Raw genomic sequence first — 26077 nt, 5'->3', positions numbered from 1 at the left:
AATAGCGAATAATAAGGCTCAAGGAGAGACCATGAAACCTTACAAACTTGCACTGGCAATCGCCCTAGCGACAATGCCACTGACCAGTGTGAATGCTGCTACTAATACCAACACGATCATTAAGAAAAGCCAAGCAGCCACAGGTTTCATTAATCTGTTTTATGAGAAAGCATCTGGCGATCTCTACATGGAAGCCAACAAACTCAACCAACCTTTTTTATTGCTCACCAGTTTACCGCATGGGGTTGGCTCCAATGATATCGGTCTTGATAGAGGGCAGTTAGGGCGTACCCGAATGGTACAGTTTGAACGCCATGGCCCTTACCTTATTCTTAAACAACTCAATACCGCTTACCGAGCTGACACTGATAATGCTGCCGAGCAACGTGCAGTAAAAGAGGCATTTGCTGAATCTGTTTTATGGCGCGGAAAATTGGTCACAGGTAAGCGTAATTTAGTCTCTATAAATGACTTAGTCGTTAACGATCTACATGGTATTAGCGATGTCTTAGAGCAGACTAAACAGGGTAGCTACCAATTAGACAAAACGAAGTCTTTGATTTTACCTGAAGGGGTTAAGTCATTTGAGCGTAATAGTGATGTGGATGTATTACTGACTTTTAACAGTGCCAAAGAGGGTAACTATGTTGCGCAGGTAACCCCTGATGCAAAACATATGTCAGTGCGTTTACGTTACTCGTTTATCGCTTTGCCTGAAGAGCAATATCAGGCGCGTTCTTATCACCCCATGAGCGGTTACTTATCTGATGATTATCTCGATTACGGCAGCCGTGTCGATCAAGATATTCGTCAACGTTTTCTGCTGCGCCACCGACTAGAGAAAGTAACCCCTGGTGCTGCGCCAAGTCAGGTTGTTAAACCTATTACTTATTACCTCGATCCTGGTGTGCCAGAGCCTATTCGCTCAGCACTCCTTGAGGGCGCAAGCTGGTGGGAAGATGCCTTTACTGAAGCTGGTTTTATCAATGGCTTTAAAGTTGAGTTATTGCCAGAAGATGCCGACCCACAAGATGTACGTTATAACGTTATTCAATGGGTGCATCGCGCTACGCGTGGCTGGTCTTACGGTTCAGCCGTGACCGACCCTCGCTCGGGTGAAATCATTAAAGGGCATGTCACACTGGGTAGCCAACGAGTACGACAAGACCATCTTATTGCACGAGGTCTTACTGCGGGCTGGGAAGATAGAGCCGCGGCTGATGATGCCGCCATGGCGTTGTCACTTGCAAGAATAAGACAGCTTGCGGCGCATGAAGTTGGCCACACGTTAGGGTTAGATCATAACTTTGCCGCATCGAGCAATAACAATGCCTCAGTGATGGATTATCCACATCCTATGGTCACGATTAACGGTGACAAGATTGATATTACTAAGCCTTATGATGAAGGTATTGGTGCTTGGGATAAATATACCGTTGCTTATGGTTACGCTGAATACTCAGATCCAGCGCAAGAGAAAGCAGCACTCAAGGATATGCGCGCAGAAGTTGAGCGCCAAGGGCTTAGATATATTGGTGAAGCCGATTCAAGAGGGGCGGGGGCCAGTAACGCTTACGCCAGCCTGTGGGACAACGGCAACGACCCAGTGGCTGAATTGACACGTTTAAGTGCTGTACGCGCTAAAGCGATACAAGACTTCTCTGCCACTGCACTATTAGCGGAGCAGCCAAAAGGTGAGCTTAGTGATGCTTTTGTGCCGATCTACCTATTAACGCGATTCCAAATCACAGCCGCCGCTAAGTTTATCGGGGGCACAGATTACACTTATGGTGACGGAGTGGACGGTAAATCATGGCACTACCTTGCCCCAGCACTGCAGCAGCAAGCATTGCAGGCCATTTTAGCGACCTTAGCGCCGAGTGAGTTAGCCATTTCTGAGTCTCTGCAGGAGATGCTAGTCCCTAAAGCGGGCAACTATAACAATACTCGAGAAAGCTTCCATTCGGGACTCGGTGTGGTCGCGGATCCTTTAGGAATGGCTGAAGTCTTAAGTCGGCATGCACTATCACAAATTTTTGTGCCAGAGCGAATCAATCGTATAAACCAAGCTTATCTTAACGATAAAGAGCAATGGTCGGTGTCAAAAGTGACCGATAAAGTGCTCGCTAAAACGGTTTTTGCCGATATGCCAACAGGCCCTGAATTAGGTGTGTGGATGCGAGTCAATGCGGTGACTGTTGATGTGTTATTAGCGGCATACCATGACGATAAAACACGACCTGAAGTGAAGGCTCAATTAGCCGAACGTTTAGGCTATATGGTTAAGCAGCTTAAACGCAAAGTAAAACGTGTCAGTGCCTACGAAGCTGCGCACTTTGCTTGGTTGCAACAAGGCATTGAAAAGGGCTTGAACGATCCTAAGCTTAAGCTTATTGCTCATCCTTTACCTATGCCACCAGGTTCACCTATTTAAGCGTAATAGCCTTGAAAATCATCAAAGCGCTTAGTGAATAACTAAGCGCTTTTTTATTGGGCGCGGGAGGCCTGATTGTCAGTCTTTAATAAAAATATAAATGGAAACTATTGGGCGGATCATCTGTCTACTACTGTGCATTCACGGATCTTAACGATTGAATTTCTAGCAAGGGTAAATGATTAAATGATTAAATGATTAAAGGGTTAACACATTGGGTATTACTCATCTCATTGGTTGGGCAGTTTCTGCTGAGCCCTGCGATGGCGTTGCCTGATATACTACATACCCTAGATAAAAGCGATATACAGATCCAACAACGTCTTGCTGATACTGGTAAAACATCTTTACTGATAAACTTTTCAAACATCGCTTCGTCGATTGAAACGCAATATGGTGAACATGGATTTTTGTCTGACAGTCGTTATATCTATGGTGCTAATTGCGACGATGTGTGCCAAGTTTTAGCGTCGGGTCATTGCACTACTCACGCACATTGTCCGATCGGTTTACATTTGTTTACTGATTTGTTTCCCATACAAGACAAGCTCGAAGGAAAGATTTCTGAGAGTCCTTGGCCGATAAAAACAGTTACTCTTCATATAGTTAATCCTCCTCCAATAACATAGTTGTCTAACATAGTTTTAATTTTTTGTATGTTATATGTATCAAATTGCAAAACTTGTCCTTTTTTTGTTCTCTAAAACAGGTAAATAACTTAGACTGTTTGTTAACGAAATAGGCAAATTAGATTGGAGTTGTATATGAAAATGTTAACCAGCGTAGCCTTATCTGTAATTGTTACTTTATTTTCTGCATCAGCAATGGCAGAACGACCAGATTTTTCTAAAACATCAGCTGCACGTGCTGATTACGATTTTTCTAAAAATATTGCCGCAGCAGCGCAACCCAATAATATTCAGCGTGGCTCGACTCGGCATGATTTTTCAAAGACGTTAGCGGCGACTAACGCTTATGATTTTTCGAAAAATGCAAAGTCAAAAATTATTCAGCATACTCAGCCGACAACGCAACATGATTTCTCTAAAACGAATGCCGCTAAAGAGTCATGCATGTAATCGCGACCGCGATTCTGCTTTGTTGAAATCAGCATTGTTAATAAAAAAGGGTTACTCAATGAGTAACCCTTTTTTGTTGGCAAATTTGGCTATATCGAACAGCTAGTCACTATCTTGGCGGCGGCCTAAACGGTAAGCATCTGCAATACCAATAATCCAAGTCACTATAAAACCAGCGGTAGCAAGGTTAATCCAAATCGCTTCATTGCCGACAGGCGCTTGAGTTACTGCGCTGTATATAGCATCAAGCTGTAATGGAATTTCTCCACTGAAGATCTGCTCCGATATTAACTGTGCTCGTTGATAGGCATGCCAGCATAAGTAGGATAAAGAGGCGATGGTCGTGACTAAAATGAGATTGCCTACCGCACGCTGCTTTAAATAAAAATGGCCTGCACCAGGAAAAATAAATGCCGATAACAAGGCTGCTTTTGTTGAGGTTTTCATGGTTATACCCATTCGGTTTAATAGGTGGTCTTAGAACTTTTCCTGGCCTTTTAAGAGGGTTCAGGCGTCTTTATTCTAGATCTATACGTCGTAACGCTTGCTGTAAAAATTCTATTTTTTCTGCTAATGCTGCTTTGTGAGTATGACGATCTTGGCTGGCATAATATTGGCTTTGAACGCCACTAAGCACCTGTACCAACCAGCCTCTTATCATCACATAATAACGCGAGTCGGTGCCGTAGTGAGTAATAATCTCTAATGAGTCGTTAGATGGATTTTCAAGTGCAGTATTTATCGCTTTTACCATTACGCCAATTGAATACTCTTCACTCTGTTGTTCCAACTGGGGTTTATCATCCAATGCTGTATTGGCTATCGCTTCGCTTGATAAGCAGGGGATAGATAGCAATGCTGCGGTGATTATCAGCTTGGAAGGTATTATTCTGAATATTAGCGGCTTCATAAGCAGACCATGATAGTAAGCAACAGCTGTTTACATTAACAGCCTCGTTGATCGATTACTCGTAAACTTTTGTTCATCAAACATCAGAAAGTATTCCGGCTTGGCCCATTTATGGGTCAAGCCGGAGCTGCCGGGAAGCATTTTTGTTGTACTAATTTAATTGATTTACGGGGTTAATTTAATGCGTTGTAACCTCCTTACTTCGCATTTTTATGTGGATAAGGAATGCGAAACATTAAGGTATAAGTGACGGGCAGTACGATGAGTGTCAATACTGACGCAAAGCCTAGTCCGAAGATGATGGTAATGGCCATTGAGCCAAAAAAGGCATCGGATAGCAGTGGCACCATCCCCAGCATAGTCGTTATCGCTGCCATCAACACAGGGCGTACGCGGCTGACCGACGAGTCTACAACTGCCTGATAGGCCTCTTTGCCTTCGCTGAGTTCGAGGTTGATTTGATCGACCAACACAATGCCATTTTTAATGATCATACCGGTAAGGCTCAATAAGCCCAGCAGTGCCATAAAGCTAAAAGGGGCATCAAAGATCAGTAAGCCCGATACCACCCCAATCAAAGCGAGAGGCACAGTAAACCAGATCACCAAAGGCTGGCGTACAGAGTTAAATAACAACACTGTGATTAAGAACATGGCCAAATAACCCATGGGTATTGAGCTGAATACCGACACTTGCGCTTCACCGGCTGTTTCAAATTCGCCGCCCCACTCTAATTCATAGCCACTGGGCAGTGGAATGGTTTCTATATCAGCTCTGATGTTTCTGAAAACGGAATCGGCGGTCTCGTCGGTTCCATTGATGGGGTCGGCATAGACAGCCAGCATACGTTTTCTATCTCGGCGCATAATCAGTGGGTTTTCCCACTCGGTAGTGAACTCCGAGACCACTTGATTTACAGGGACAAAGACGTTGTTTTCACTGCTCCAAACTTGCAGTTTCCACAAGCTGTCGGCGTCGAGTCGCTCTTCTGCAGGAGCTCTGGCAATGATCGGCAACAGGTGGCTATTTTCACGATAAACCCCCACCTGCTTGCCACTGAAGTTAACCAGCAAGGAGTTATCGAGATCTTGTTTACTGATCCCGGTTTCACGAGCTTGTGCTAAGGCCAGTTGCGGGCGGATTAAGGTCACCTGGTTACGCCAGTTATGCCTCACACCAACTGCCGTAGGCTCTGCCTCTAAAATGGCTTCGGCTTGGGTCGCGAGTTGGCGCAGCACTTTTGGATCTTCACCATAGAAGCGCGCCTCAATCTTAGCGGCTGGGCTAGGGCCATTTTCCATATACTTGAAGCGGTACTCCGCTTCTGGGTATTTAAGGCTTAACTCCTGTTCTAGGATGCGCATATACTGATTCAAGCGAGTAAGATCGGTCATCTCTATCAGCAGTTGACCGTAAGCGCTATAGCCTTTCTCTGGCGCATAGGAGAGCACAAATCGTTGTGCACCTTGACCGATAACACTGGTTAAGTTGACTAGACCGATATCATGGCGCTGTTGCTGTTGCATCAAGTCTTGTTCGATACGGCCGAGTAAGTGTTCGGTTGCCTTAATATCGGTGCCCTCTGGCATCCACACATCAACAAAGAACATTGGCGTGTTTGAGGCTGGGAAAAACACGTTTTTCACATGTCCGAAGCCCATGACTGAGGCTATCAGCGCTGTAATAACCAACAGTATGGTCACAGAGCGAAAGCGCATCGCCGTATTTAAGCTGCTACGGTATATCTGAAATACCCAACCCTTATAAGGATCATCGTTTTCATCATCGCTGACGACACCGTCTTTGAACATTAGATGACAGAAAAACGGCGTCAATGTCATCGCGGTGATCCAACTGATAAACAAAGAGATCAGTAAGACTTGAAATAAAGAGACGCAGAATTCACCCGTGGCAGTGTCAGATAAGCCGATGGGTGCGAAGGCGAGAATAGCAATCACCGTCGCGCCAAGCAGTGGCCATTGGCTTTGCTTGACGACTTGTTTCGCGGTTTCTAAGCGACTGTAACCCCGCTTAATGCCGATGAGAATGCCTTCGGTAACCACGATGGCGTTATCGACCAACATACCTAACGCAATGATCAATGCCCCGAGAGAGATGATCTGCAGCTCAATGTTGAGCACATTCATCATGATAAAGGTGCCTAATATGGTCAGTAACAATACCAAGCCCATTAGCAGACCAGCACGTACTCCCATAAATATCAGCAGCACACCGATCACGATGGCAATCGACTCTGCCAAATTGATTAAGAACCCACTGACCGTTTGGTCGACCATCTTGCTCTGGTCATAGACCTTAAAGAGTTCAAGACCGATAGGACGTTGGTTATCCAGTTCGCCCAATCTTTGGTTAATGGCCTCACCCACATCAACAACATTGACGCCGCTAGAAAATGCAATGCCCACCGATAACGCAGACTCACCGTTACCATGATAGAGCGTACTTGGCGTTTCATCGTTGGCTTTATAGATCTTAGCAATATCACCTAAATAGATGAGCTTAGTGCTGCCTGGTGCGCTAATCAGCAAGCGTTCCATCTGTTTAACGTGATTAAATTCGCCAGTAGGGTGTAAACGGATACGGTTATCGCCGACACGGATGCTGCCGGCATTGGACACCACATTTTGGCTATTGATCAGGCTATAAATATAGTCTTGGTCCAGACCGAGTGCATTGAGCTTCTGTGGTGAAATTTCGACCACCACCTGCTCAGTAATATCACCGGCAATATTGACCTTTTTAACCCCATCGACCAGTACTAGTTCACGCCTGAGAAAATCAGCATAATTTTGCAGTTCTCGGCTGGTGTAGCCATCGCCAGTGATGTTGAGCAAAATGCCATACACATCGCCAAAATCATCAATAACCGCAGGGGTCGCGACCCCGGGGGGTAACAAGGCTATGTTGTCATTCACCTTACGGCGAAGTTCATCCCATACTTGCGGCAGTTCATCTGCCCCGTAATGCTCTTCAATTTCCACTTCAATCTGAGATAAGCCCGCACTGTTGACCGACGTTATGTGCTTGACGGCATCGAGTTGCTGTATGGCATCTTCAAGGACTAAGGTGACCTCTTCCTCTACCTGCTCGGGTGAGGCGCCGGGGTAAGCGGTAACCACAAGTGCTTGTTTAAGAGTGAATTCCGGAAATTCGAGCTGACCTAAGCCAAGAAATGAAATACTGCCCCCCACGAGCAGTAATAGGGCGAACATCCAGCTAATGACTTTATGTTCGATTGAATATTGAGCAAAATTCACAGATTAAATCCTTGCAGGCGAAAGAGAAACATAAAAGCTAATTCCGGTGTCATCAGGGGTTATACGCCACGCTGCCAACGCAGTGGTTTAACGCTTTGTTCGGCTGATAGGTATTGCACTCCAGCAACCACAAGTTGATCGCCTAGGCTTAGTCCCTCTAAAATTTCAATGCCATGGGTAGTGACACGGCCGAGGGTGACAATTTTTGGCGTCACACTGCCAGTATCAGCATGGTAGAGCCAGATGATGTTCTCGCCATCTTGATCGCGCTTCATCACTGCACTTGCTGGCACCACGGTTTTGCTGAGTTCATTGCCCAGTGATAGGTCCAATGTTAGCTCGGCGCTCATACCAGGAAGGATGTTGATGTTCGTCGGATTGGGTAGGGTATAGACCACTTCATAGCTCTGGGTGCCAGGGGTGACTTGTGTCGCATGCTCTTTCAAGCTGACCTGATAGCTTTTATCCAATTGAGTGCTAAAACGCACCTGTGGCTGAAACTTGGCATTGGGATTAAATGCGATAGCTTTATTCGCCATTGATTCAGGCACCTGAATGACGACATCAATATGATGATTTTTCTGCAACACTAACACTGACTGATTGGCTTGGATCATCTGGTAATTGTCGATAGAAATTTTAGCCACTGTGCCGTCATAAGGTGCGAGTAAGCGGGTGTAACTTAACTGATCTCGGGCATTAGCAAGGGCAGCGGTGGCTGACTTTAATTGCGCCTTAGCAAGATCGTAATCGGCAGGTGAGATCAGCTGACGGCGAAGTAATTCGCCCTTACGTTTATAATCGGCGGTAGCCAACTCATGATCCGCTTCCCGATTAAGCAAAGTGTTGCGGGCATCTCTGTCATCTAATTGAGCCAGAGTCGCCCCCTTTTTTACCTGTAGACCTTCGACCAAATTAAAATCAATTAACTGACCAGAGACGCGAAAGCTCAAGTCGGCCTGCTTAGTCGCGGCCACTTTAGCAGGGAAAACACGAATAGAAGCGGCATTAATATCGGTGACTTCCAATAACTTCACGGGCCTTATTGATTGCGGTGCAGCTTCAGTTGATTCTGCGCTGCAGCCCGAGAATATGGCTGCGATCATAACAAGGATGAATGTTTGGGGGAGGTGCTTCATAAACCGAATTCCATAAGTGCGACAAATAGTATTAATGACGGCTAAGATAACAGTATCTAATTTTGAACAAAACGGGAATGAATGGGAGTGTGAGTTCCATAAAGTGAGACTATTTAACCTTGATTGTAAATGCTAATCGTGTGCATGATCTTTGCTGTTAAAGATGTTACTGATCAAATGTGCTTGTCGGCTGCGCTTTTACTTAAGTTATTTACTTGAGCTATTCGCCCAGCGTGACGCTGTACAGCCCCTGTAGAGTGTGCCGTGAATGTGCCGCGAATTTGTAGTGAGAGAGTATGAAAACTGAAGATATTGCCTTGTTTCATCGTATCGTAGAAACAGGCAGTTTAGTGGATGCGGCAGATCTGTTGAACCTGCCTAAATCGACCGTGAGTCGCCGCTTGCAGAGCTTAGAAGAGGATCTGCATGTGAAATTGTTTCATCGTCAGAGTCGCTCTATGACATTAACGGCGTCGGGGAGTCATTTCTACGATAAGACCTTATCTATTCTTGGCGAACTTGAGCAGACAATGGTGGAGCTGACTGATACGGAAGCCGAGATTGGAGGCCACTTACGCATTCTTATGTTCCCAGTGCCTGAGTTGCTCGATATTGCCAGTGGTATCTTCGAATTTATGGATCATAACCCTGAGCTTACCGTTGAGCTGATTGTGAGTACTGAACCGCAGGATATGATCCGTAATAATATCGATCTCGCTTTCATGATTGAAGACGCCTTTAACGAAAGTGAGATGGTGGCTCGGGAAGTGCTCACCGAAGAATTACATTTCGTCGCCAGTCCCGACTATTTGGCAAAGGCAGGCACACCCTTGCTTCCCGAAGATCTAGAGAAGCATAACTCCATTCTTTTCCGTTACCCTAACGGCCGAATTTTTAATGAAGTTCCCTTCGGCAATGATATGAAAATAGCCGTCAAAGGCAACCTGTGCCTAAATAGCCTTCAACTCTGTTTAGAAGCGAGCTTAGCCGGCCGTGGGATCGCCTTCCTCCCGATAGAAGTGACGCGTGATTATGTCGAACGTGGTGAACTCACCATGTTGTTTGAAGATGTAGCGCCCTATATAGGTAAGTGCTACTTGGTATATCCCTCAAGACGTTTTATTAGCTTAGCCAGTCAGCGATTTATCGATCATATGATGGCGGCACTCAAGCGTTGTAATTCAGGTAAGGGTTGTGGCAGGGAAGAGAGATTACGCGGTGCTATCAAGTCCTGGATTTAAGACCGTTTGAAGATGTAGAGTACATGATATAGGCAAGTGCTATCGGGTATATCCCTCAAGACGTTTTATTAGCTTAGCCAGTCAGCGATTTATCGATCATATGATGGCGGCACTCGAGCGTTGTAATTCAGGTAAGGGCTGCGGCAGGGAAGAGAGATTACGCGGCGCTATCTAACCCACGCGCATACTTAACCAGGGGTTTCAGTCAGGCGTGACTATCAGCCCCAATGGTGCCAGTAATTGCTCCTGTTGCCATTGATTAATGATCACGCCCTCAAGCCCAACGTTGCGCGGATCTAAACCGTCGAGTTCAATTCGGGTGAGGTTACACCCTTTAAGCTCAAAGGTGCCCCATTGCTCTGGGGAGAACTCGCCGCCACTTAAGTCGCTGCCTTTCATCGACGCGCCAGTGAGGTTAGCCCCGCGCCAGCGATTATCAAATAGCTCACACTCTTCCAGCAATGCACTGTTTAAGTCGGCATAAGCCAAGTTACAAGCGGTGATATAGGCAGAGCAAAAATAGCTTTTAGGGGTAATGTAATTGGCAAAGCTAGCCCGACTAAAGTCGCTCCCCTGCAAGTTACACTCGCGCATCTCAATACCGTAACAGCGGGCACCCTTAAACAGGGTCATGCTCAAATTACAGTGTTTAAAGCTGGCGCTGGTTAACGTCGCGTAGCTAAAATCACAGCCCTCATCTTCGCCTTGTCGTACAAATTTACAATGGCTAAAACGCGCATCGGTTAGGTCGGCATGGTTAAAGCGGCAGTGGTGGAATTCACAATGCTCAAAATGGGCATCTTGCAGATCTTGGTCGCTAAAATCTTCATCGCTAAAAATCTGTTTTGATGCCAGCATCGGGTGTCCTTTAGTGTGCTATTGGAGCGAGTTCAGGTTCTGAAATTCGACGTGCCAGAATATAGCAAGCCAGTCCCATCAACGCATTGGTGATCGGTAGCGCGAGCAGCAAGCCCTTTACGCCGCCCAGATAAGAGCCCAGAGCTGCCAATGGCAGCATGATTAAAAACAAACGGCAGATATTTAATACCAGTGAACTCATGGGTCTATGGTAGGCATTGAGCGTGGTCGCCACCAAGATAACAACGCCGAGAGGGCCGTAAGCGGCAGGTAATACCAAAATATAAAAACTCAACCACTCAATCACTTGTGGGTCGCTACTGAACAATTGTGCTAAAGGCTCGGCTAAAAAGAATAGCGGCAGATAAAGTAGGGTTTGAAACAACAATACAAACTTGAGTGAAAGCAGCAATGCATCACGGGCACGAGCGGTTTGCCCTGCGCCTAAGTTCTGCGCCACAAATGGCACCAGGCTTGACGACAACGCCATGACCACAATCAACATCACCGACTCTAATCGAGTGCCCGCGCCAAAGGCGGCGACGGCGCTATGGTCGATACGTGCCAGCATCGCCATGATAATGGCATTTGTGACTGGGTTTAATAGGTTCATTAAGGTTGCAGGCTGGGCAATATGCGCCAGTTGCTTCCAATTACACTTAAGTCTGGCGAGATTAAACTCAGCAAACTCGACTAAGTGACGCTTAAAAATCAGTAGATGAGTCGATAACGACAGCGCCACTATCCAAGAGACCACCGTGGCAATGGCAGCGCCTTGAATTTCTAAGCGTGGGAAAGGCCCAATACCGAAAATAAGCAGCGGATCCAGAATCAGGTTTATCAGCGCCGCCAACATCATTATTTTAGCCGGCGAGTGGGTATCCCCCGTCGCGCGTAGGCCTTGGTTACCCACCATCAACAACACCAATAATGGCGCACCGAGATACCAGGTAAACATATAGTCATGGATCAGCGGTAAGCTGTTTTGGTTAGCGCCGAGCAAGCTAAATAACGGACTAATACACAAGCTGCCAAGCAGCGAGATAACCGCGGTTACCAAGAAGGTTAACAATAGCGCGTCATGCAAAAAAATCTTGGCTTTATCGGCGTGGCCACTGCCTATAAGGCGGCCTAAGTTGGTGGAAACTCCTGCGCCAATGCCAATAGCGATACTGGCGATGATTAAGGTTACAGGAAAAGTAAAGCTGATTGCCGCTAGGGATTCGGTGCCTAACTGGCTGATAAAAAAAGTGTCAATGAGGCTGAACCCGAGAATGGTTAGAATACCAATCAGGTTTGGGAGGCTCATATTTAGCAGTACACGACCAATTGGCTGTGTTAGCAGCCCGTGTCTGTCTTTCATAGGGAAGTGTTGCCTAGTCTATGCTTGGACGGCGAATTCTATCAGGATTGCCGCAATATTTATAAAACAGAGTTAAAATAAACAGATTTATTTTATAAATGGGGCTTGGAACTGTCGACCTTTACCCCCATATCTCGAACATCAAGCGAGATTTTTGTTTTCACAGAGGTGAAAACAACCAATATCGTTACAATCTTTAATAGTCAGCAATAAGCGCTGGCGACCAAAATACTAGGAGCATCCATCGATGAATATTCGCCCATTACATGATCGTGTCATTGTTAAACGTTCAGAAGTTGAATCAAAGTCAGCTGGTGGCATCGTACTAACAGGTAGTGCTGCTGAGCAATCATCACGCGGTGAAGTTCTTGCTGTAGGTAATGGCCGCATTCTTGAAAATGGTTCAGTTCAGCCACTTGACGTAAAAGTGGGTGACATGGTTATCTTCAACGAAGGTTACGGCGTTAAGAAAGAAAAAATTGATGGTGAAGAAGTGCTGATCCTTTCAGAATCTGATCTAATGGCTGTTGTGAGTTAAACCACTTCGTTTAAACATTTTTCAATGCTGATGTGTTGCTCGAGCTTAGAGGACACATCGGTAATTTAAACAGAATTTAAAGGACAATTAAAAATGGCTGTTAAAGACGTATTATTTGGTAACGATGCACGCGTAAAAATGCTTGCAGGCGTTAACGTACTAGCAAACGCAGTAAAAGTAACTTTAGGCCCAAAAGGTCGTAACGTAGTACTAGACAAGAGCTTCGGTGCTCCACTTATCACTAAAGATGGTGTGTCAGTCGCTAAAGAGATCGAACTTGCTGACAAGTTCGAAAACATGGGCGCTCAAATGGTGAAAGAAGTTGCTTCTAAAGCCAATGACGCTGCGGGTGACGGTACTACTACTGCTACCGTGCTTGCTCAAGCTATCGTGACAGAAGGCCTAAAAGCCGTTGCTGCTGGCATGAACCCAATGGATCTTAAGCGCGGTATCGACAAAGCGGTTATCGCTGCAGTTGCTGAACTTAAGACACTGTCACAAGAGTGTTCAGAATCTAAAGCTATCGCACAAGTGGCGACTATCTCAGCTAACTCTGACGAATCAATTGGTGACATCATCGCAACAGCGATGGAGCGTGTTGGTAAAGAAGGCGTTATCACTGTTGAAGAAGGCCAAGCGTTAGAGAACGAATTAGATGTTGTTGAAGGTATGCAGTTTGACCGTGGTTACCTATCACCATACTTCATCAACAACCCAGAAATGGGCAGTATTGAACTAGAAACGCCATTCATCTTGTTGGTTGATAAGAAAATATCAAACATCCGTGAATTGCTTCCTATCCTTGAAGGTCTAGCTAAAACAGGTAAGCCACTGCTTATCGTTGCTGAAGACGTTGAAGGCGAAGCGCTAGCCACATTAGTGGTAAACAACATGCGCGGTATCGTTAAAGTCGCTGCTGTTAAAGCCCCAGGTTTTGGCGATCGTCGTAAAGCAATGCTACAAGATATCGCTATCCTAACTGGCGGTACTGTTATTGCTGAAGAGATTGGTCTAGAGCTTGAAAAAGCGACTCTAGAAGATTTGGGTACTGCAAAGCGCGTTATCATCACTAAAGATGACACCACTATCATTGATGGTAACGGTGAAGAAGTTCAAATTAAAGCACGCGTTGCACAAATCAAAATCCAAGCTGAAGAATCAACTTCAGACTACGATAAAGAAAAACTTCAAGAGCGTATGGCTAAACTTGCAGGCGGCGTAGCCGTAATCAAGGTTGGCGCAGCCACTGAAGTTGAAATGAAAGAGAAGAAAGCACGTGTAGAAGATGCACTACACGCAACTCGCGCAGCCGTTGAAGAAGGTGTTGTTGCTGGTGGTGGTGTTGCACTTGTACGTGTAGCAAGCAAAATTGGTGAAGTTGAAGTGCTTAACGAAGACCAGAAGCACGGTGTGATTATCGCACTACGCGCTATGGAAGCACCGCTTCGTCAAATCGCGACTAACGCGGGTGAAGAAGGTTCAGTTGTTGCTAACAACGTGAAGATCGGCACTGGTAACTATGGTTACAACGCGGGTAACGACACTTACGGCGACATGCTAGAGATGGGTATCCTTGACCCAACTAAAGTGACCCGTTGTGCACTACAGTTCGCTGCATCTATTGCAGGCCTAATGATCACTACTGAAGCTATGGTGTGTGATGCGCCACAAGAATCAGCTGGTGCACCTGATATGGGTGGTATGGGCGGTATGGGTGGAATGGGCGGCATGATGTAATTTTACTGGTCTAAATTGATTCTTACTGCGTTGCCATTCGCTCGCGTAAGAAAGACTACGCGTCGCTCAAGGCGCCTTGTTATAATCAATTTATCCTACGTAAAATACGTTGTCGGTCTATAGCTCAAAAGCTAAAGCCAAATAAAGAAAACCGATACTTAAAAGTATCGGTTTTTTTATGTCTGCAGATTAGTTTAAAGCTGTGGCGCTTCGCCCATTCTGTTGTAAAGAGCAGAGCCAAGGGGTAAAGCGCTTGTCCCCGCTCCATTGCATTTGCTAAGAGTTCATAAGAGTCAATCCCTCAGCACCCCGGCGAAATTTCTGAGAAGCGAAAATTTCCAACGGGGAAGATTGGACTCTGTGAGTGGCGAGGTTTGGAATTGGGTTAATCGATTTTAGAGAAAAAGGGAAAAACATAGGTTTACTCTGACCCAAACTTTTAAAAGGTTACCCTCTTATCATCCCTGATGAGCTTAAGATGCTGAGACTATAATTGGCTTAGTGTTTGCCTTGAGCAAATGCGTTTATTTTAACAAGTTTATCCAGCATAGACTTGTCATGAGTAAATAAATGCAATAATATTGCGCGCAATTGAATTGTTCGAAATATATATTCAATCCGACTGCAGTAAAGGATCACAGGCTGTTCAATGAATGCCTGTAGTAAAACAGATTTTAAATCTGGCTCATCTTTTAAGCTTTAACAATAAGGAACACCATGAAAGCAGAATTAATTAATGGCCAACGTGCGATGATTTTGTTCATTACACTGATTTGCAGTACAGCGAGCACTGCCGCGACAACGCCTGAATCTGAACCTGCCGTTGTAAATGTTGATGAAACAAGTTTTAGCTGCATACGCGACATGACGCCAGTGCGCCACTTTTACGTAGATAATCTGTTGGGAGACATTAACGGGACTCTGGCCGCCGCTAATTCACCTGAGGGAGCGATATATCCGACAGGATCTGTGGTGCAACTGGTACCAACCGAAGTTATGGTCAAGCGTGAGCCTGGCACTTTTCCGGCAACCAGTGACTGGGAGTTTTTTGAGTTAGAAGTTGATGAAAGTGGTTCTAAAATTGCAAAGCGTGGTTTTGTTGATGTAGTGAATCGCTTCGATGGCAACTGCTTCACTTGTCATGTGCCCGCTAAAGAGAAGTGGGACTTTATTTGTGAGTCGGGACACGGTTGTGAACCGATCCCAATCGACCATAAAATGACTGGTGCATTGCAGCGCTCAGATCCGCGTTGCGGCGAAACTGCACTGGAGTCTGGTGATACCATGGCACTTATAAAGCTTAAGGTTATGCTCAGTATTGGCCTGACCAAGAAGTGGCTAGAAGATCTGTTTTAAGCTAATCAAAATAGGGCGGGTCAGAGTAAACTTTCCTTCAGTATCTCGTTAAAAGGACTGGATCAGACTCTCTCCGCGCTATTTATTGCAGAACCTACTTATTTAATGTCCCAGTTTAGGGGAATGGACCATTCTTATTCGATGCCATATTAATCGCCATATTGACTGATTTTCAGTGAATATATTATCTTTTGAGATGACGCTTTGGGTAATGCATTGATTTATAGCTCTTATATTTCTGGCATAACTTTTGCTGTTAACGATGTGTTAAATAAAAATTGTTAACTTTTAAGGTACGCCAAGGGGATAGGAATGAGCGAAGCTGCAATAATCAGAACAATAGCGGTAGATGGTAAAAGTCATAATTCAACGAATAGGCACTGGCTTGGTCATAGTGCGAAATTATGGTTTGCAGTGACTGTCATGGGGCAATGGATTTTTGCTGCCTATGTGGCCATTTTTTATGGTGGGGCAACCTTTTCCGGAGATCTTGCAGAGTGGAATAAGGTGATGCCACACGGTTATATTGCAGGTGACACCATAGGTAACTTAGCGGTAGGAATGCATCTGTTTTTAGCCTTGGTGGTGCTCATTGGTGGGCCGTTACAGCTTATTCCCCAAATAAGATCTTATGCGCCTAAGTTTCATCGCGTTAACGGACGGGTCTATATTCTAACCGCTTTTATATTAAGTCTGGGTGGTTTATTTATGGTGTGGAGTCGCGGCGTTGCAGGCGGTGAGATTGGTAAGTACAGCATCAGTTTAAACGCCATTTTAATCATGGTATTTGCAGGGCTGGCGGTATATAACGCGATTAAGCGAGATATTAAAACCCATAGACGTTGGGCAATAAGGTTGTTTATCGTTATGGGAGGGGTATGGTTTTTTCGTATTGGACTGATGCTATGGTTAATGGTCCATCAGGCACCTGTAGGGTTTGATCCTAAGACATTCGAAGGGCCATTCTTAAGCTTTTTGGGCTTTGCTCAGTACCTGCTTCCGCTTGCTGTCGCTCAACTGTATTTTGCTGCATCAGACAGTAAAAATCCAAAGTATAAGATGGTGATGTCTTTAAGCTTAGTTGTACTCTCTCTTGGTATGGCCTGCGGTATTTTCGCTGCTTCAATGGGAATGTGGTTACCACGAATCTAATCGAAAAATGTTGGCAATGAGATGATTTTCACATCGACGAAATGGAGGCAGAGTCTGACTACCCCTTTATTTAATCTTTTGTGTAACTAATGGGTTTTCTGAAGTAATAAAAAACCGGCCTCAAACATTGGGTTAAGGCCGGTCATGATATTACTGTGTGTTACTGGTTTTCTCTATATATCGCCGTTATCGGTATAACGCGTATTCGCTTTTCAGCCCTTTAATCAGACTAACGCACATTAGTAACAGCACAAAGGTGAAGGGTAATGCAGTAGCAACGACGCCGGACTGTAATGCCTGCAGCGCTTCTTTACCGCCAACCCAAAGCATGACTGCTGCAATAGCGCCCTCTACAGTTGCCCAGAAGACGCGCTGAGGGATCGGTGCATCTATCTTGCCGCCAGCGGTAATGCTGTCGATCACCAGTGAACCTGAATCCGATGAGGTCACGAAGAAGATCAATATCAGCACAACCGAAAGAATCGAAATGGCAGAGCCGTATGGTAGAGCATCGTATACATGGAACAGAGAGAGTGAAATATCAGTCAAGCCATTAGCACCCAGCTCACCCACCTTATTGGCGACTTGATCGAGCGCAATACCGCCGAAGACAGCCATCCAAATGATGGTCATCGATGTTGGAATAAAAATCACGGCAAACAGGAATTCACGTACTGTGCGGCCTTTAGAGATTCGGGCAATAAACATACCGACAAAAGGTGACCATGAAATCCACCATGCCCAGTAGAATACGGTCCAACCATGCATCCATGTTGTGTCTTCCCGACCATGCGGATTGCTCAGGCCAATGACATTGTTCACATAGGCCATTAATGTGTCTGGAATCGACGCCATTACAATATCAAAGCTGACGTAAGTAACGAATATCAGCAAGGCTAATGCAAATAGCATATTGATATTACTCAGCACTTTAACGCCGCCATCGATGCCACGAATAACAGAGCCAATAGCAATTAAAGTCACTAAGATAACGACTGCCAGTTGCATACCGATACCGCCATCAGTACCAAATACATGGTTGATACCACTGGTGGCTTGCATTGCCCCCAATCCCAGCGAAGTCGCCAAACCAAACAAGGTCGACAGTACTGCCATAACATCGACGACATGTCCTAGCCAGCCCCAGGCTCTGTCACCAAAGATCGGGTAGAACACAGAACGAAGCGACAGCGGCAATCCCTTGTTATAGGTGAAAAATGCCAGCGCGAGCGCGACAATCGCATAGATTGACCAGCCGTGAATACCCCAATGGAAGATAGTTGCCCCCATGGCCAATGTTTTAGCTTCAGGGGTTAATGGTTCTACATTAAATGGCGTGCCCCACCAGTCAGTAAAGTAAGCGGTAGGTTCAGCAACACCCCAGAACAACAGTCCGATACCCATACCTGCGGCAAACAGCATCGCCAGCCATGAAACTCTGGAGTGCTCTGACTTGGCCTCTTTGCCGCCAATACGGATTTTACCGAGCGGCGACAGCATTAGTGCCAAAGAGAAAAGGACGAAAAAGTTGGTTGACCACATGAAGAGAACATCAAAGTTTTCAATGATGCTGCTTTTCAGGGTATTTAGCATTTCTTTTGAAGTGCTTGGATCAACGATGAGGAGTGTGGAAAGGAAGATAAGAATAAGGCCTGCGCTGATCCCGAATACGCGGTTATGTATATCGAAACCCCATTTTTGGACGTTGTCCTGACCAACCTGATAGTCCGTTGTTTCAATACTGTATTTATTTAATGTGTTATCCGAATTGATGCTCAAATGTTTTGCTCTTGTAATACTTTTAATCGAAAAGTAAAAACGAAATGGTCTTTAAAAATAAAGTAATTAGACCACGAAATAAAATAACGCGGGGGATAATAACAACTCCAGTACTAAATCTCAAATACCACCTGATTAATGGCGTTTTTATTGCTATTCCAATAGTCGGCGAACATGTATATATAGTTCGTGTTCTAAGTATTTGTCTGATGGGAACCGTTAGGGATTGAGGGCTTTATCTCTATCCCATAGATAATGGAATGGAACTTAACGTTGGATGACGTAGCTTAGATTATCCAAGTGTGCGATAAGCTAGACATACAATATCAATAGGCTATTAATAGGCGGATTCGGCTGCTTCTGAATGGTCATTCGCAAGCGCTTGTCGTTGCTCTAGTCACTCTTTTATGTCTTCTTTTAGCTTATGAACAAACGGGGTTTGATTCCGCTCCTTTAAATGCTAATTACACCACTGTCTTTCACTGAGGGTGCCATCATTGTTGCCGTCCATTTTAATGTTGGGGCAATATTGGTGATAAAACTTTGCTTGCTGACAAATGACTTGGTCTTTTAAGCCATCGATTACAGTGGCTGGGGATAAATATTTTCGTGAGAATGTGTAGATGGCGAGTTTAAATAATGAAATAGCATTACAATGGTTAAACAAGACAAGATTGGACTCAATAGTCACTTGAACACATAAGCTTGTTAATATTTAGGGCGATAAGAGAGAACTCATGGCCCTTTTTTTGAGATACACATTAGTGAGGGTTTAGCGTGTCTAAACAAGATTATTACAGCGTGCTAGGTGTTTCAAAGGCCTCCTCAAATCAAGAGATAAAAAAAGCCTATAAAAAGCTAGCGATGAAGTACCATCCCGATAAAAATCCTGATGATTCTGTGTCAGAAACAAATTTTAAAAATGCTAAAGAAGCCTATGAAGTACTGACTGATGCTGACAAGCGCCAGAAATATGATGATTTTGGTCATGATGCGTATGTAAACAATGGCCAGGATGGACAACGTTATAGCCAAGGCGGGTTTAACGATATGTTTGGTGCCGGGTTTAGTCAGCGAGAACGTGGCTTTGGTGGTCACAGCTTTGATGCAAATGATTTTGAAAGTATGTTTTCTCAATCAAGAGGGCGAAGCCGAACTCAAAAAGGGCAAGATAAAGAGTTTGTGTTCACTGTAGACTTTGTTGATGCAGTGCAAGGTGCTGAAAAAGTCGTTGAACTACCGGTTAATGGCGAAAATAAAAAAATAAAAGTTAAGATCCCTGCGGGTATTAAAGACGGTGAGAAAATACGCTTCACCGGCAAGGGGAGTGCAGGAATACATGGTGGAGCTGCTGGTGATCTATTTCTAACGATCGCCACCCGCGCTCATGCTTTTCTTGAACGTGAAGAGAACGATCTTATTTACACCAAGGCTGTCGATATGGTGACGGTGGCACTGGGTGGCGAGATTGAAGTCAACGTATTGGATAAGCGCTTTAAGCTTAAAGTGCCCGCTGGGACTCAACATGGTCGAAAGTTCAAGATAAAGGGTAAAGGTGTTACGGATCGTAAAGGAGAAACCGGTGATTTGTTTGTGCAAATTAAGGTGGAAATTCCGCAGGATCTCACTGAAGAACAACGTTCATTACTGGAACAGTTCAACGCTTTAAGAGAAAGTTAATACGCTTTAAGCAGTGTTGCAGAGCAAGCCTGCAGCACTGGCCTCAACTTTAATCTCTATATGTACTCAGTGTACGTTTATCGTGAGCCTAGCTTATTTTGGTGCAAAATGAGCTAGGCAGACAATTTCTATAGGTTACTTAGAGGCCGCTTCGGCTTCCTCTTTCTGTGCTTTCAGCAGGGTGGTTATCTGTGCACTGAGCATCATCATTCTATTATCGATCTCTTTGCGTTTCTCATCAGCGCCCGCTGATTTATCACCCGCAAGTGCTTGTCGCTCCTGTTGTAACTCTTTTATCTCTTCTTTAAGTTTATCGATTTTTTTCTCTATATCGGTACGCGTATCTAGTTCTTCACTTTTTTGTTCTTGCGCTTTTGTGGTGGCAGAGTTTTTGTTCATGGCCATGCCAAGTTCAGTCGACAGCTTTTTTTGCGCTGCATCTGAAATAGACACTGTATCTGATCCAGCAACTGGGGAGGTCGATATTGCTTGTGGAGCGATATCAGATCTTACCTTGATCTCTGCTTGTTTCATGTTTTGAGTGACCGAAGATGCTGATCCTATACCTAAGCCGGAAACGTTCATTGCTATTCCTTGCATAATAATACCAGTTGCATTAAGTATTTCGTCAATTCAGAAGCGCTCACGCTTTTCGTTTCAAAGCGCATTGACGAGAGAATGGTTATTCCCTTGTGAGCCAATGCAATGCGGAAGTGGAATGCGTGAGTGCTTCACGTCGGGTGGGTTTCAAAGCGCTGTATGCTGCGTCGAAAACACTCGAGATAGAATCACTATTAGCTTCATGTTTCCGGCTTGCCTTCAGCGCTTTGAATTCCAACTGAATGAACAGGTACTTAATGCAATTGGTATAAGATAATTGTTTATCGGCTTTTTGGGTAAAGGCTTTAGTACTAATTAATGGGCGAATTGCAGCGTAAAGAGTTTGGCTACTCAATACTTGCAGCGGGTTAACCTATAGTTTTTGCTTAATGCTGATGAAAATAAATCTGTAACTTCGAATGAAAGAGGGGGGAAGCAGGATGACATGGCTCATCCTGCTTACTTGTTTGCGGGCAATGAAAGTTTATTCGCTGGCTAAGGACTTAAAGATTTGTCCATCTTTCATCACGAAAGTCACGTTTTCCATTAAGCTGATATTCTTTAGCGGATCCCCCTCTACGGCGATGATATCTGCTAAAAATCCTACTTTTATTTGTCCCAAGTTGTTTTGTTTAAGCAAAGCGGCACTGTTAATCGTTGCTGCTTGTAAAGCTTGGGCTGGGGTCATACCAAATTTAACCATACGTGAGAACTGATTGCCGTTATCACCATGAGGGTAGATAGCAGCATCTGAGCCAAACACCATATTTGCACCTGCTTTGACCGCTTTTCTAAAGCTGTCACGCTGCGCTTGTGATACCAGCTTTTCTTTGTTGATGTTCTCTTCTGGCACACCGTTGGCGGCGCCAAAGGCGAGGGTATATTCAGTATTGTAGATATCACAAGATAGGTAAGTACCCGCTTCTATCGCCATGTCGATCGCTTCATCATCCATAAAGCTGCAATGCTCGACGCTGTCGATACCAGCTCTGATTGATGCCTTAATGCCACTGGTTCCGTGGGCGTGGGCTGCAATGACGAGTCCACGCATATGGGCTTCATCAACGGCAGACTTTATCTCTTCATAGGTTAACTGTTGAACTCCCACCTTGGTTCCTTTAGAAAAGACTCCGCCAGTGGCACATACTTTAATGGCATTGGCGCCGTACTTTATATTTTCTCGGACTTTAGCGCGTACAGCCCAAGGTCCGTCGGCGACCCCTTGTGCCTTGGCCTTCTTTTCTGGAGATGAGAAGTTATCGTCACAATGTCCGCCGGTAATACTAATAGCATGGCCTACAGCCCAAATTCTCGGTCCAGGAATTTCACCAGCGTTGATGCCGTCGCGGGTAGCGATCACTGCGTAGCCTGAAGCGCCTAGGTCTCGCACTGTCGTAAAGCCTGCCATTAGGGTTTTTTCGGCATTCTTTACCGCTTTAACGGTTTGACGTGGAATGGAATAATTCTGGGCTGCTAGAAAGTTATCCTCTGCATCACCCGATAGGTGCACATGCATATCCATGACGCCTGGGAGTAGGGTTTTTCCACTTAGGTCGACGAGTTTATAATCATTATTAGTCGGGATTTTTGATTGTTTGGTGACTTGGCTTATCTGGTTGTCGCTAATCACTATAGCAACGTCTTTAATGGTTTTACCTGCTGCAACATCGACGTAAGCATCTGCTATTAACAGCGTATCTTGTGCGAGAGTCGGCAAGCTCAGGGTCATTGCTATTGCCGCTGCTAAGGATAACTGCAAAGAGGATTTTAATTTTTGTTTGGTTAAGGTCATGAACTCTTTATTCTTATTTACCATCTTTGTGGCCTTCCCTTTATTGTTTTTAGCTGGAATGAGCTTGAAAACTATCATACGATAAATGTTAACCTTGTGTTAACACTAGTTGCGGTTGATTTGAAAAAAGGGGGAGAGCAATCAATTTTTCTAAGCTTGATTGATTTAGCTCAGTAGCTTCCATAGGTCAAAATGAAAACCAGCCTAAGGGGTTGGCCAACTCGATTATGAGGTTGAGATAACTCAGTCTGTCGCTAGCGTTTTTAATATACGTTTCAGTTTTGTTTATTACAATTGATTGCTTTGTCATGTATTTCAACAGTTAAAAGAGAGAATAGTTAGCATGGATACACAAAATTCACACTCGACTCGGCGTAAGCCTTTGGTTTTTATTGGGGTCATTGCATCAATCGTGGTAGTGGTTTGGTTGTTGTTGATGGTAATGCCAAAAGGTTTTAAAACCACCCACGAACAAATAGGTACAGGCTTACCTGCATTGGTGTTTGTCTATGATCCTAACCTGACACTGAGTCATAGCCAGACCACACAAATGAATGAGGCTCGTATGCATCTGGGCGATAATGCGTTGTTTCTTCTCGCCAGTATTGGCACGCCAGAGGGCGATCAATTTATCGCAAAATATCGAGCGGGTTCAGCTGAACTATTCCTTTTTGATCCTGCTGGAAAGCTAGTTAAAAGGCAGTTTGCTGTGAAAAATGCTAATGATCTCATACTGTGGCTACAGGGCTGATAATGGAAGCCTGAGTAAGATTTACTCAGGCTCATCTTTATCACGATAGCCAAACGTTACCATCTGCTGGCTAAACCCGCGTAATGAAAGAGGGTGCTGAGTAAGCTTTATCCCACGGTATTGCACAGCTTGCCGCTTTTCTCTCAACAATAACCAATGTATCCACAATAGATTAATCTCTTAGCTAAATAATAGTTATTGAAGTATTAAATAGTGCTTGGAAAGTTAAGTGGCTATGTTTAATAAAAAACCGAAGAGTGATTACTCTTCGGTCAATTTAAGGTCTCTAACTGTGTTTATAGCACTGCTTTCAATTAAAGGCTTGGCACATCCACTTTAAGTGTGGCTAAGTGGTTAGAGAGGTTGGCAGGGACCGTATTGTCTTGGCGTCCACCTAAATGCAAGGCAAAAAATTGTTCCATTGCGACAATATAAGCAAGCTTATTATCTCTTTTTTGAAAACCATGGCCTTCATCTTTTGCCAAGATGTACTCAACAGGCAAGCCTCTTTTGTTCATTGCTTTAGCAATATTATCGGACTCAACTTGAGTGACTCGAGGATCATTTGCTCCCTGAACCAACATCAATGGCGCCTTAATGTTATCGACAAAGTTTATGGGTGAACGAGACTGCATATCTTTACGATCCATCTCGATTTCTGGGTCGCCTACCGCACTATAAAATTGCCCAAGATAGGGACGGAAATGTGGCGGGAATGACTCCATTAATGTGATTAAGCTTGAGGGGCCAACGTAAGAGATAACAGCTTTATAGAGATCGGGTGTGAATGTGGCACCTGCTAGCGCAGCGTAGCCACCGTATGAAGCGCCCATGATCCCTAAACGTTGTTTGTCAGCAATCCCTTGGTCGATGAGATAGTTAGCACCGTCAGTAAGATCATCTTGCATGCTGCCAGTGCCCCAGTTTTTATTGCCAAGATTGAGAAAACGTTTACCAAACCCTGTAGATGCTCGGAAATTCGGCTGTAATACAGCATAACCTCGGTTAGCCAATAGTTGAGCAATTGGATTAAAGTAACCTGAACTCAAGGTCCAATAATCTCGTGCCCATGGACCACCATGGGGCAAGATAATCGTTGGAAGGTTTTTGTTTTGCCCTTTTGGGAGAGTCAAATAGGCTTGTATTTTTACACCGTCTCTTGCTACGTAGAAAATGGACTGACGTTTTGCTAATAGCGCGGGATCGATCGCTGGTTGCTGCTTGAGCAATAGACTGATTTTTCCAGTATTTGCATTGTAGCGATAGTCATTACCCATATCGATATCACTGGCGACATGCAGCTGCCATAAACCAGACTCTTCATTGCGTTCTGCTATGGTTATTTCTACATCCTGTGCAAAATATGCGTTAATATTTTCCCAATGTTGAGCAAATGATTGGCTTAATGGATAGGTGCGCAGGCGGCCGCCGTAGTAGCTAACCGCAATCGGTTTGCCACTGTCGTCAAACAAGACGTCTTCGACGTCAGATTCATTTTCTGGATCGGTATGCAGCGTCGTCAATTTCCCAGTGGCTATGTCTAAACTGAGCAACTCTTGTTTGTCTCGTCCCTGTATATTGGCGCGAATATAGGCGACGTTGCTATCTTCATCAAACTGCAGTAAATCAATATCTTCACCAAACTCAGTCGTTATTAACACTTTCCATTGGGTATCGACCTTGGCATACAGACTAGTGGTGTTATCTGGATTGCTGCTGACACCTAAAACAGGGATCCCCTGTTTGTTGGTCTGTATATTATTGAAACCATACGTGTTTGAAAAAACATTACTTATTGAACCGTTTGTTACATCTAAACGGTAAACATCAAGTTGTTGAGGATTATCCTGGTTTGATAGCAGCACTAAGTTGTTGGGGGTTTCTTTGGGCTGCTCAATAATCTGATATGTGACTTCATTATTGTGAGTCAGCGCGGTTGTGGTTGCTTTGGGGGTATCGTGAGTTAAATCGAGTGTTAGCATGTAGATTTGGGTATTTTCGTTACCGCCATTATCACTTAAAAAGAATATGCTATTTCCTGAAGTTGACCACCTAAACTCATTGATTGGCTCTTTGGAATCAGTAATTGCAACGGCCTCTTCAAGTTTGGCGCCTGCTGGTAGCAAGTAAATATTTTTGACTCCTTGATACTCCTTTAGAAACGCCATCCATTGACCATCGTTAGAGGTGTTGAGGTGAGTGATGTTCTGCTCACTAAAGAAGGATTCAAGCGGAATGAGTGGACTTTGCTGTTGCACTGTTTCTACAGACGACACTTTAGGTGTTTGGGAGCACCCAGTGACAAATAAGCTGCAAGCGAGTGCAGTAGCTAAAAGACTGGGTAAGACTTTATTGGTGATCATATTTTTATCCTTTACGACAACGCTATG

20 protein-coding genes are annotated in these 26077 nt (G+C 44.7%); 10 read left to right on the top strand and 10 right to left on the bottom strand.

Going from position 1 to position 26077, the window contains the following annotated elements; genetic code table 11:
* The first annotated feature begins 31 nt into the window (after positions 1–31).
* From CXF86_RS09745 to CXF86_RS09735, 3 genes are all read left to right on the top strand, one after another.
* On the top strand, positions 32–2434 hold the full coding sequence (locus tag CXF86_RS09745; RefSeq protein WP_102038856.1) for a zinc-dependent metalloprotease: 2403 nt from the start codon (positions 32–34) through the stop codon (positions 2432–2434).
* A 194-nt stretch (positions 2435–2628) separates the two neighbouring features.
* Positions 2629–3063, top strand: coding sequence for a hypothetical protein (locus tag CXF86_RS09740; RefSeq protein ID WP_101093468.1), 435 nt, complete (start codon positions 2629–2631; stop codon positions 3061–3063).
* A gap of 135 nt (positions 3064–3198) precedes the next feature.
* Entirely contained in the window at positions 3199–3513 is a 315-nt protein-coding gene (locus CXF86_RS09735) for a hypothetical protein (RefSeq protein WP_101093469.1), read from the top strand.
* A 102-nt stretch (positions 3514–3615) separates the two neighbouring features.
* Here the strand turns inward: CXF86_RS09735 and CXF86_RS09730 are convergent, their stop codons facing one another.
* From CXF86_RS09730 to CXF86_RS09715, 4 genes are all read right to left on the bottom strand, one after another.
* On the bottom strand, positions 3616–3960 hold the full coding sequence (locus tag CXF86_RS09730; protein WP_101093470.1) for a DUF6677 family protein: 345 nt from the start codon (positions 3958–3960) through the stop codon (positions 3616–3618).
* 70 nt (positions 3961–4030) lie between these two features.
* Positions 4031–4423, bottom strand: coding sequence for a hypothetical protein (locus CXF86_RS09725; protein WP_101093471.1), 393 nt, complete (start codon positions 4421–4423; stop codon positions 4031–4033).
* A gap of 197 nt (positions 4424–4620) precedes the next feature.
* Positions 4621–7701, bottom strand: coding sequence for an efflux RND transporter permease subunit (locus CXF86_RS09720; RefSeq protein WP_102038855.1), 3081 nt, complete (start codon positions 7699–7701; stop codon positions 4621–4623).
* A 59-nt stretch (positions 7702–7760) separates the two neighbouring features.
* Positions 7761–8840, bottom strand: a complete 1080-nt coding sequence (locus tag CXF86_RS09715) for an efflux RND transporter periplasmic adaptor subunit (RefSeq protein ID WP_102038854.1) — start codon at positions 8838–8840, stop codon at positions 7761–7763.
* A gap of 296 nt (positions 8841–9136) precedes the next feature.
* On the opposite strand from CXF86_RS09715, the gene CXF86_RS09710 reads away from it, so the two are divergent.
* Positions 9137–10081 (top strand): LysR family transcriptional regulator, encoded by a 945-nt coding sequence (locus CXF86_RS09710; protein ID WP_101093474.1) that lies wholly within the window; start codon positions 9137–9139, stop codon positions 10079–10081.
* A 201-nt stretch (positions 10082–10282) separates the two neighbouring features.
* Here the strand turns inward: CXF86_RS09710 and CXF86_RS09700 are convergent, their stop codons facing one another.
* Together CXF86_RS09700 and CXF86_RS09695 are read right to left on the bottom strand one after the other, a co-directional pair.
* Positions 10283–10939, bottom strand: coding sequence for a Qnr family pentapeptide repeat protein (locus CXF86_RS09700; RefSeq protein WP_101093475.1), 657 nt, complete (start codon positions 10937–10939; stop codon positions 10283–10285).
* A 10-nt stretch (positions 10940–10949) separates the two neighbouring features.
* The gene (locus CXF86_RS09695) at positions 10950–12302 is read right to left on the bottom strand and encodes an MATE family efflux transporter (protein ID WP_101093476.1); all 1353 of its coding nucleotides are present in this window, start codon (positions 12300–12302) and stop codon (positions 10950–10952) included.
* Between the two features lie 247 nt (positions 12303–12549).
* Here CXF86_RS09695 and CXF86_RS09690 point away from each other — a divergent pair, with 247 nt between their 5' ends.
* The 4 genes from CXF86_RS09690 (at position 12550) to CXF86_RS09675 (ending at position 17085) form a co-directional block, all read left to right on the top strand.
* A complete protein-coding gene (locus tag CXF86_RS09690) occupies positions 12550–12840 on the top strand; it encodes a co-chaperone GroES (protein WP_101093477.1) in 291 nt (96 codons plus the stop codon).
* A 93-nt stretch (positions 12841–12933) separates the two neighbouring features.
* Positions 12934–14577, top strand: coding sequence for a chaperonin GroEL (gene groL / locus CXF86_RS09685; protein WP_101093478.1), 1644 nt, complete (start codon positions 12934–12936; stop codon positions 14575–14577).
* Between the two features lie 717 nt (positions 14578–15294).
* Entirely contained in the window at positions 15295–15933 is a 639-nt protein-coding gene (locus tag CXF86_RS09680) for a hypothetical protein (RefSeq protein ID WP_102038853.1), read from the top strand.
* A gap of 312 nt (positions 15934–16245) precedes the next feature.
* Positions 16246–17085, top strand: a complete 840-nt coding sequence (locus CXF86_RS09675; protein WP_219621769.1) for a DUF2306 domain-containing protein — start codon at positions 16246–16248, stop codon at positions 17083–17085.
* Between the two features lie 186 nt (positions 17086–17271).
* Here the strand turns inward: CXF86_RS09675 and CXF86_RS09670 are convergent, their stop codons facing one another.
* A complete protein-coding gene (locus CXF86_RS09670; protein ID WP_101093483.1) occupies positions 17272–18864 on the bottom strand; it encodes a BCCT family transporter in 1593 nt (530 codons plus the stop codon).
* A 777-nt stretch (positions 18865–19641) separates the two neighbouring features.
* On the opposite strand from CXF86_RS09670, the gene CXF86_RS09665 reads away from it, so the two are divergent.
* Entirely contained in the window at positions 19642–20544 is a 903-nt protein-coding gene (locus tag CXF86_RS09665) for a DnaJ C-terminal domain-containing protein (protein WP_102038852.1), read from the top strand.
* 135 nt (positions 20545–20679) lie between these two features.
* Here CXF86_RS09665 and CXF86_RS09660 read toward each other — a convergent pair whose 3' ends face one another.
* Together CXF86_RS09660 and CXF86_RS09655 are read right to left on the bottom strand one after the other, a co-directional pair.
* On the bottom strand, positions 20680–21129 hold the full coding sequence (locus tag CXF86_RS09660; RefSeq protein WP_102038851.1) for a hypothetical protein: 450 nt from the start codon (positions 21127–21129) through the stop codon (positions 20680–20682).
* A 499-nt stretch (positions 21130–21628) separates the two neighbouring features.
* Positions 21629–22873, bottom strand: a complete 1245-nt coding sequence (locus tag CXF86_RS09655) for a Xaa-Pro dipeptidase (RefSeq protein WP_257982731.1) — start codon at positions 22871–22873, stop codon at positions 21629–21631.
* A 406-nt stretch (positions 22874–23279) separates the two neighbouring features.
* Between CXF86_RS09655 and CXF86_RS09650 the strand changes: the two genes are divergently transcribed.
* On the top strand, positions 23280–23687 hold the full coding sequence (locus tag CXF86_RS09650) for a hypothetical protein (protein ID WP_102038850.1): 408 nt from the start codon (positions 23280–23282) through the stop codon (positions 23685–23687).
* Between the two features lie 314 nt (positions 23688–24001).
* Here CXF86_RS09650 and CXF86_RS09645 read toward each other — a convergent pair whose 3' ends face one another.
* Positions 24002–26050 (bottom strand): S9 family peptidase, encoded by a 2049-nt coding sequence (locus CXF86_RS09645; RefSeq protein WP_102038849.1) that lies wholly within the window; start codon positions 26048–26050, stop codon positions 24002–24004.
* Between the last annotated feature and the right edge of the window lie 27 nt (positions 26051–26077).

It is taken from the genome of Shewanella sp. GutCb (genome assembly GCF_002836135.1).
Lineage (GTDB): Bacteria > Pseudomonadota > Gammaproteobacteria > Enterobacterales > Shewanellaceae > Shewanella.
This window is presented reverse-complemented; position numbering and strand designations above follow the sequence as displayed.

Excerpts from the sequence above, each read along its gene's own strand:
- CXF86_RS09680 (WP_102038853.1), top strand. The coding sequence starts at position 15,295 with ATGAAAGCAGAATTAATTAATGGCCAACGTGCGATGATTTTGTTCATT.
- CXF86_RS09700 (WP_101093475.1), bottom strand. The coding sequence starts at position 10,939 with ATGCTGGCATCAAAACAGATTTTTAGCGATGAAGATTTTAGCGACCAA.
- CXF86_RS09690 (WP_101093477.1), top strand. The coding sequence starts at position 12,550 with ATGAATATTCGCCCATTACATGATCGTGTCATTGTTAAACGTTCAGAA.
- CXF86_RS09730 (WP_101093470.1), bottom strand. The coding sequence starts at position 3,960 with ATGAAAACCTCAACAAAAGCAGCCTTGTTATCGGCATTTATTTTTCCT.
- CXF86_RS09660 (WP_102038851.1), bottom strand. The coding sequence starts at position 21,129 with ATGAACGTTTCCGGCTTAGGTATAGGATCAGCATCTTCGGTCACTCAA.
- groL (WP_101093478.1), top strand. The coding sequence starts at position 12,934 with ATGGCTGTTAAAGACGTATTATTTGGTAACGATGCACGCGTAAAAATG.
- CXF86_RS09725 (WP_101093471.1), bottom strand. The coding sequence starts at position 4,423 with ATGAAGCCGCTAATATTCAGAATAATACCTTCCAAGCTGATAATCACC.
- CXF86_RS09675 (WP_219621769.1), top strand. The coding sequence starts at position 16,246 with ATGAGCGAAGCTGCAATAATCAGAACAATAGCGGTAGATGGTAAAAGT.
- CXF86_RS09740 (WP_101093468.1), top strand. The coding sequence starts at position 2,629 with ATGATTAAAGGGTTAACACATTGGGTATTACTCATCTCATTGGTTGGG.
- CXF86_RS09695 (WP_101093476.1), bottom strand. The coding sequence starts at position 12,302 with ATGAAAGACAGACACGGGCTGCTAACACAGCCAATTGGTCGTGTACTG.
- CXF86_RS09655 (WP_257982731.1), bottom strand. The coding sequence starts at position 22,873 with ATGACCCTGAGCTTGCCGACTCTCGCACAAGATACGCTGTTAATAGCA.
- CXF86_RS09645 (WP_102038849.1), bottom strand. The coding sequence starts at position 26,050 with ATGATCACCAATAAAGTCTTACCCAGTCTTTTAGCTACTGCACTCGCT.
- CXF86_RS09710 (WP_101093474.1), top strand. The coding sequence starts at position 9,137 with ATGAAAACTGAAGATATTGCCTTGTTTCATCGTATCGTAGAAACAGGC.
- CXF86_RS09745 (WP_102038856.1), top strand. The coding sequence starts at position 32 with ATGAAACCTTACAAACTTGCACTGGCAATCGCCCTAGCGACAATGCCA.
- CXF86_RS09650 (WP_102038850.1), top strand. The coding sequence starts at position 23,280 with ATGGATACACAAAATTCACACTCGACTCGGCGTAAGCCTTTGGTTTTT.
- CXF86_RS09735 (WP_101093469.1), top strand. The coding sequence starts at position 3,199 with ATGAAAATGTTAACCAGCGTAGCCTTATCTGTAATTGTTACTTTATTT.
- CXF86_RS09715 (WP_102038854.1), bottom strand. The coding sequence starts at position 8,840 with ATGAAGCACCTCCCCCAAACATTCATCCTTGTTATGATCGCAGCCATA.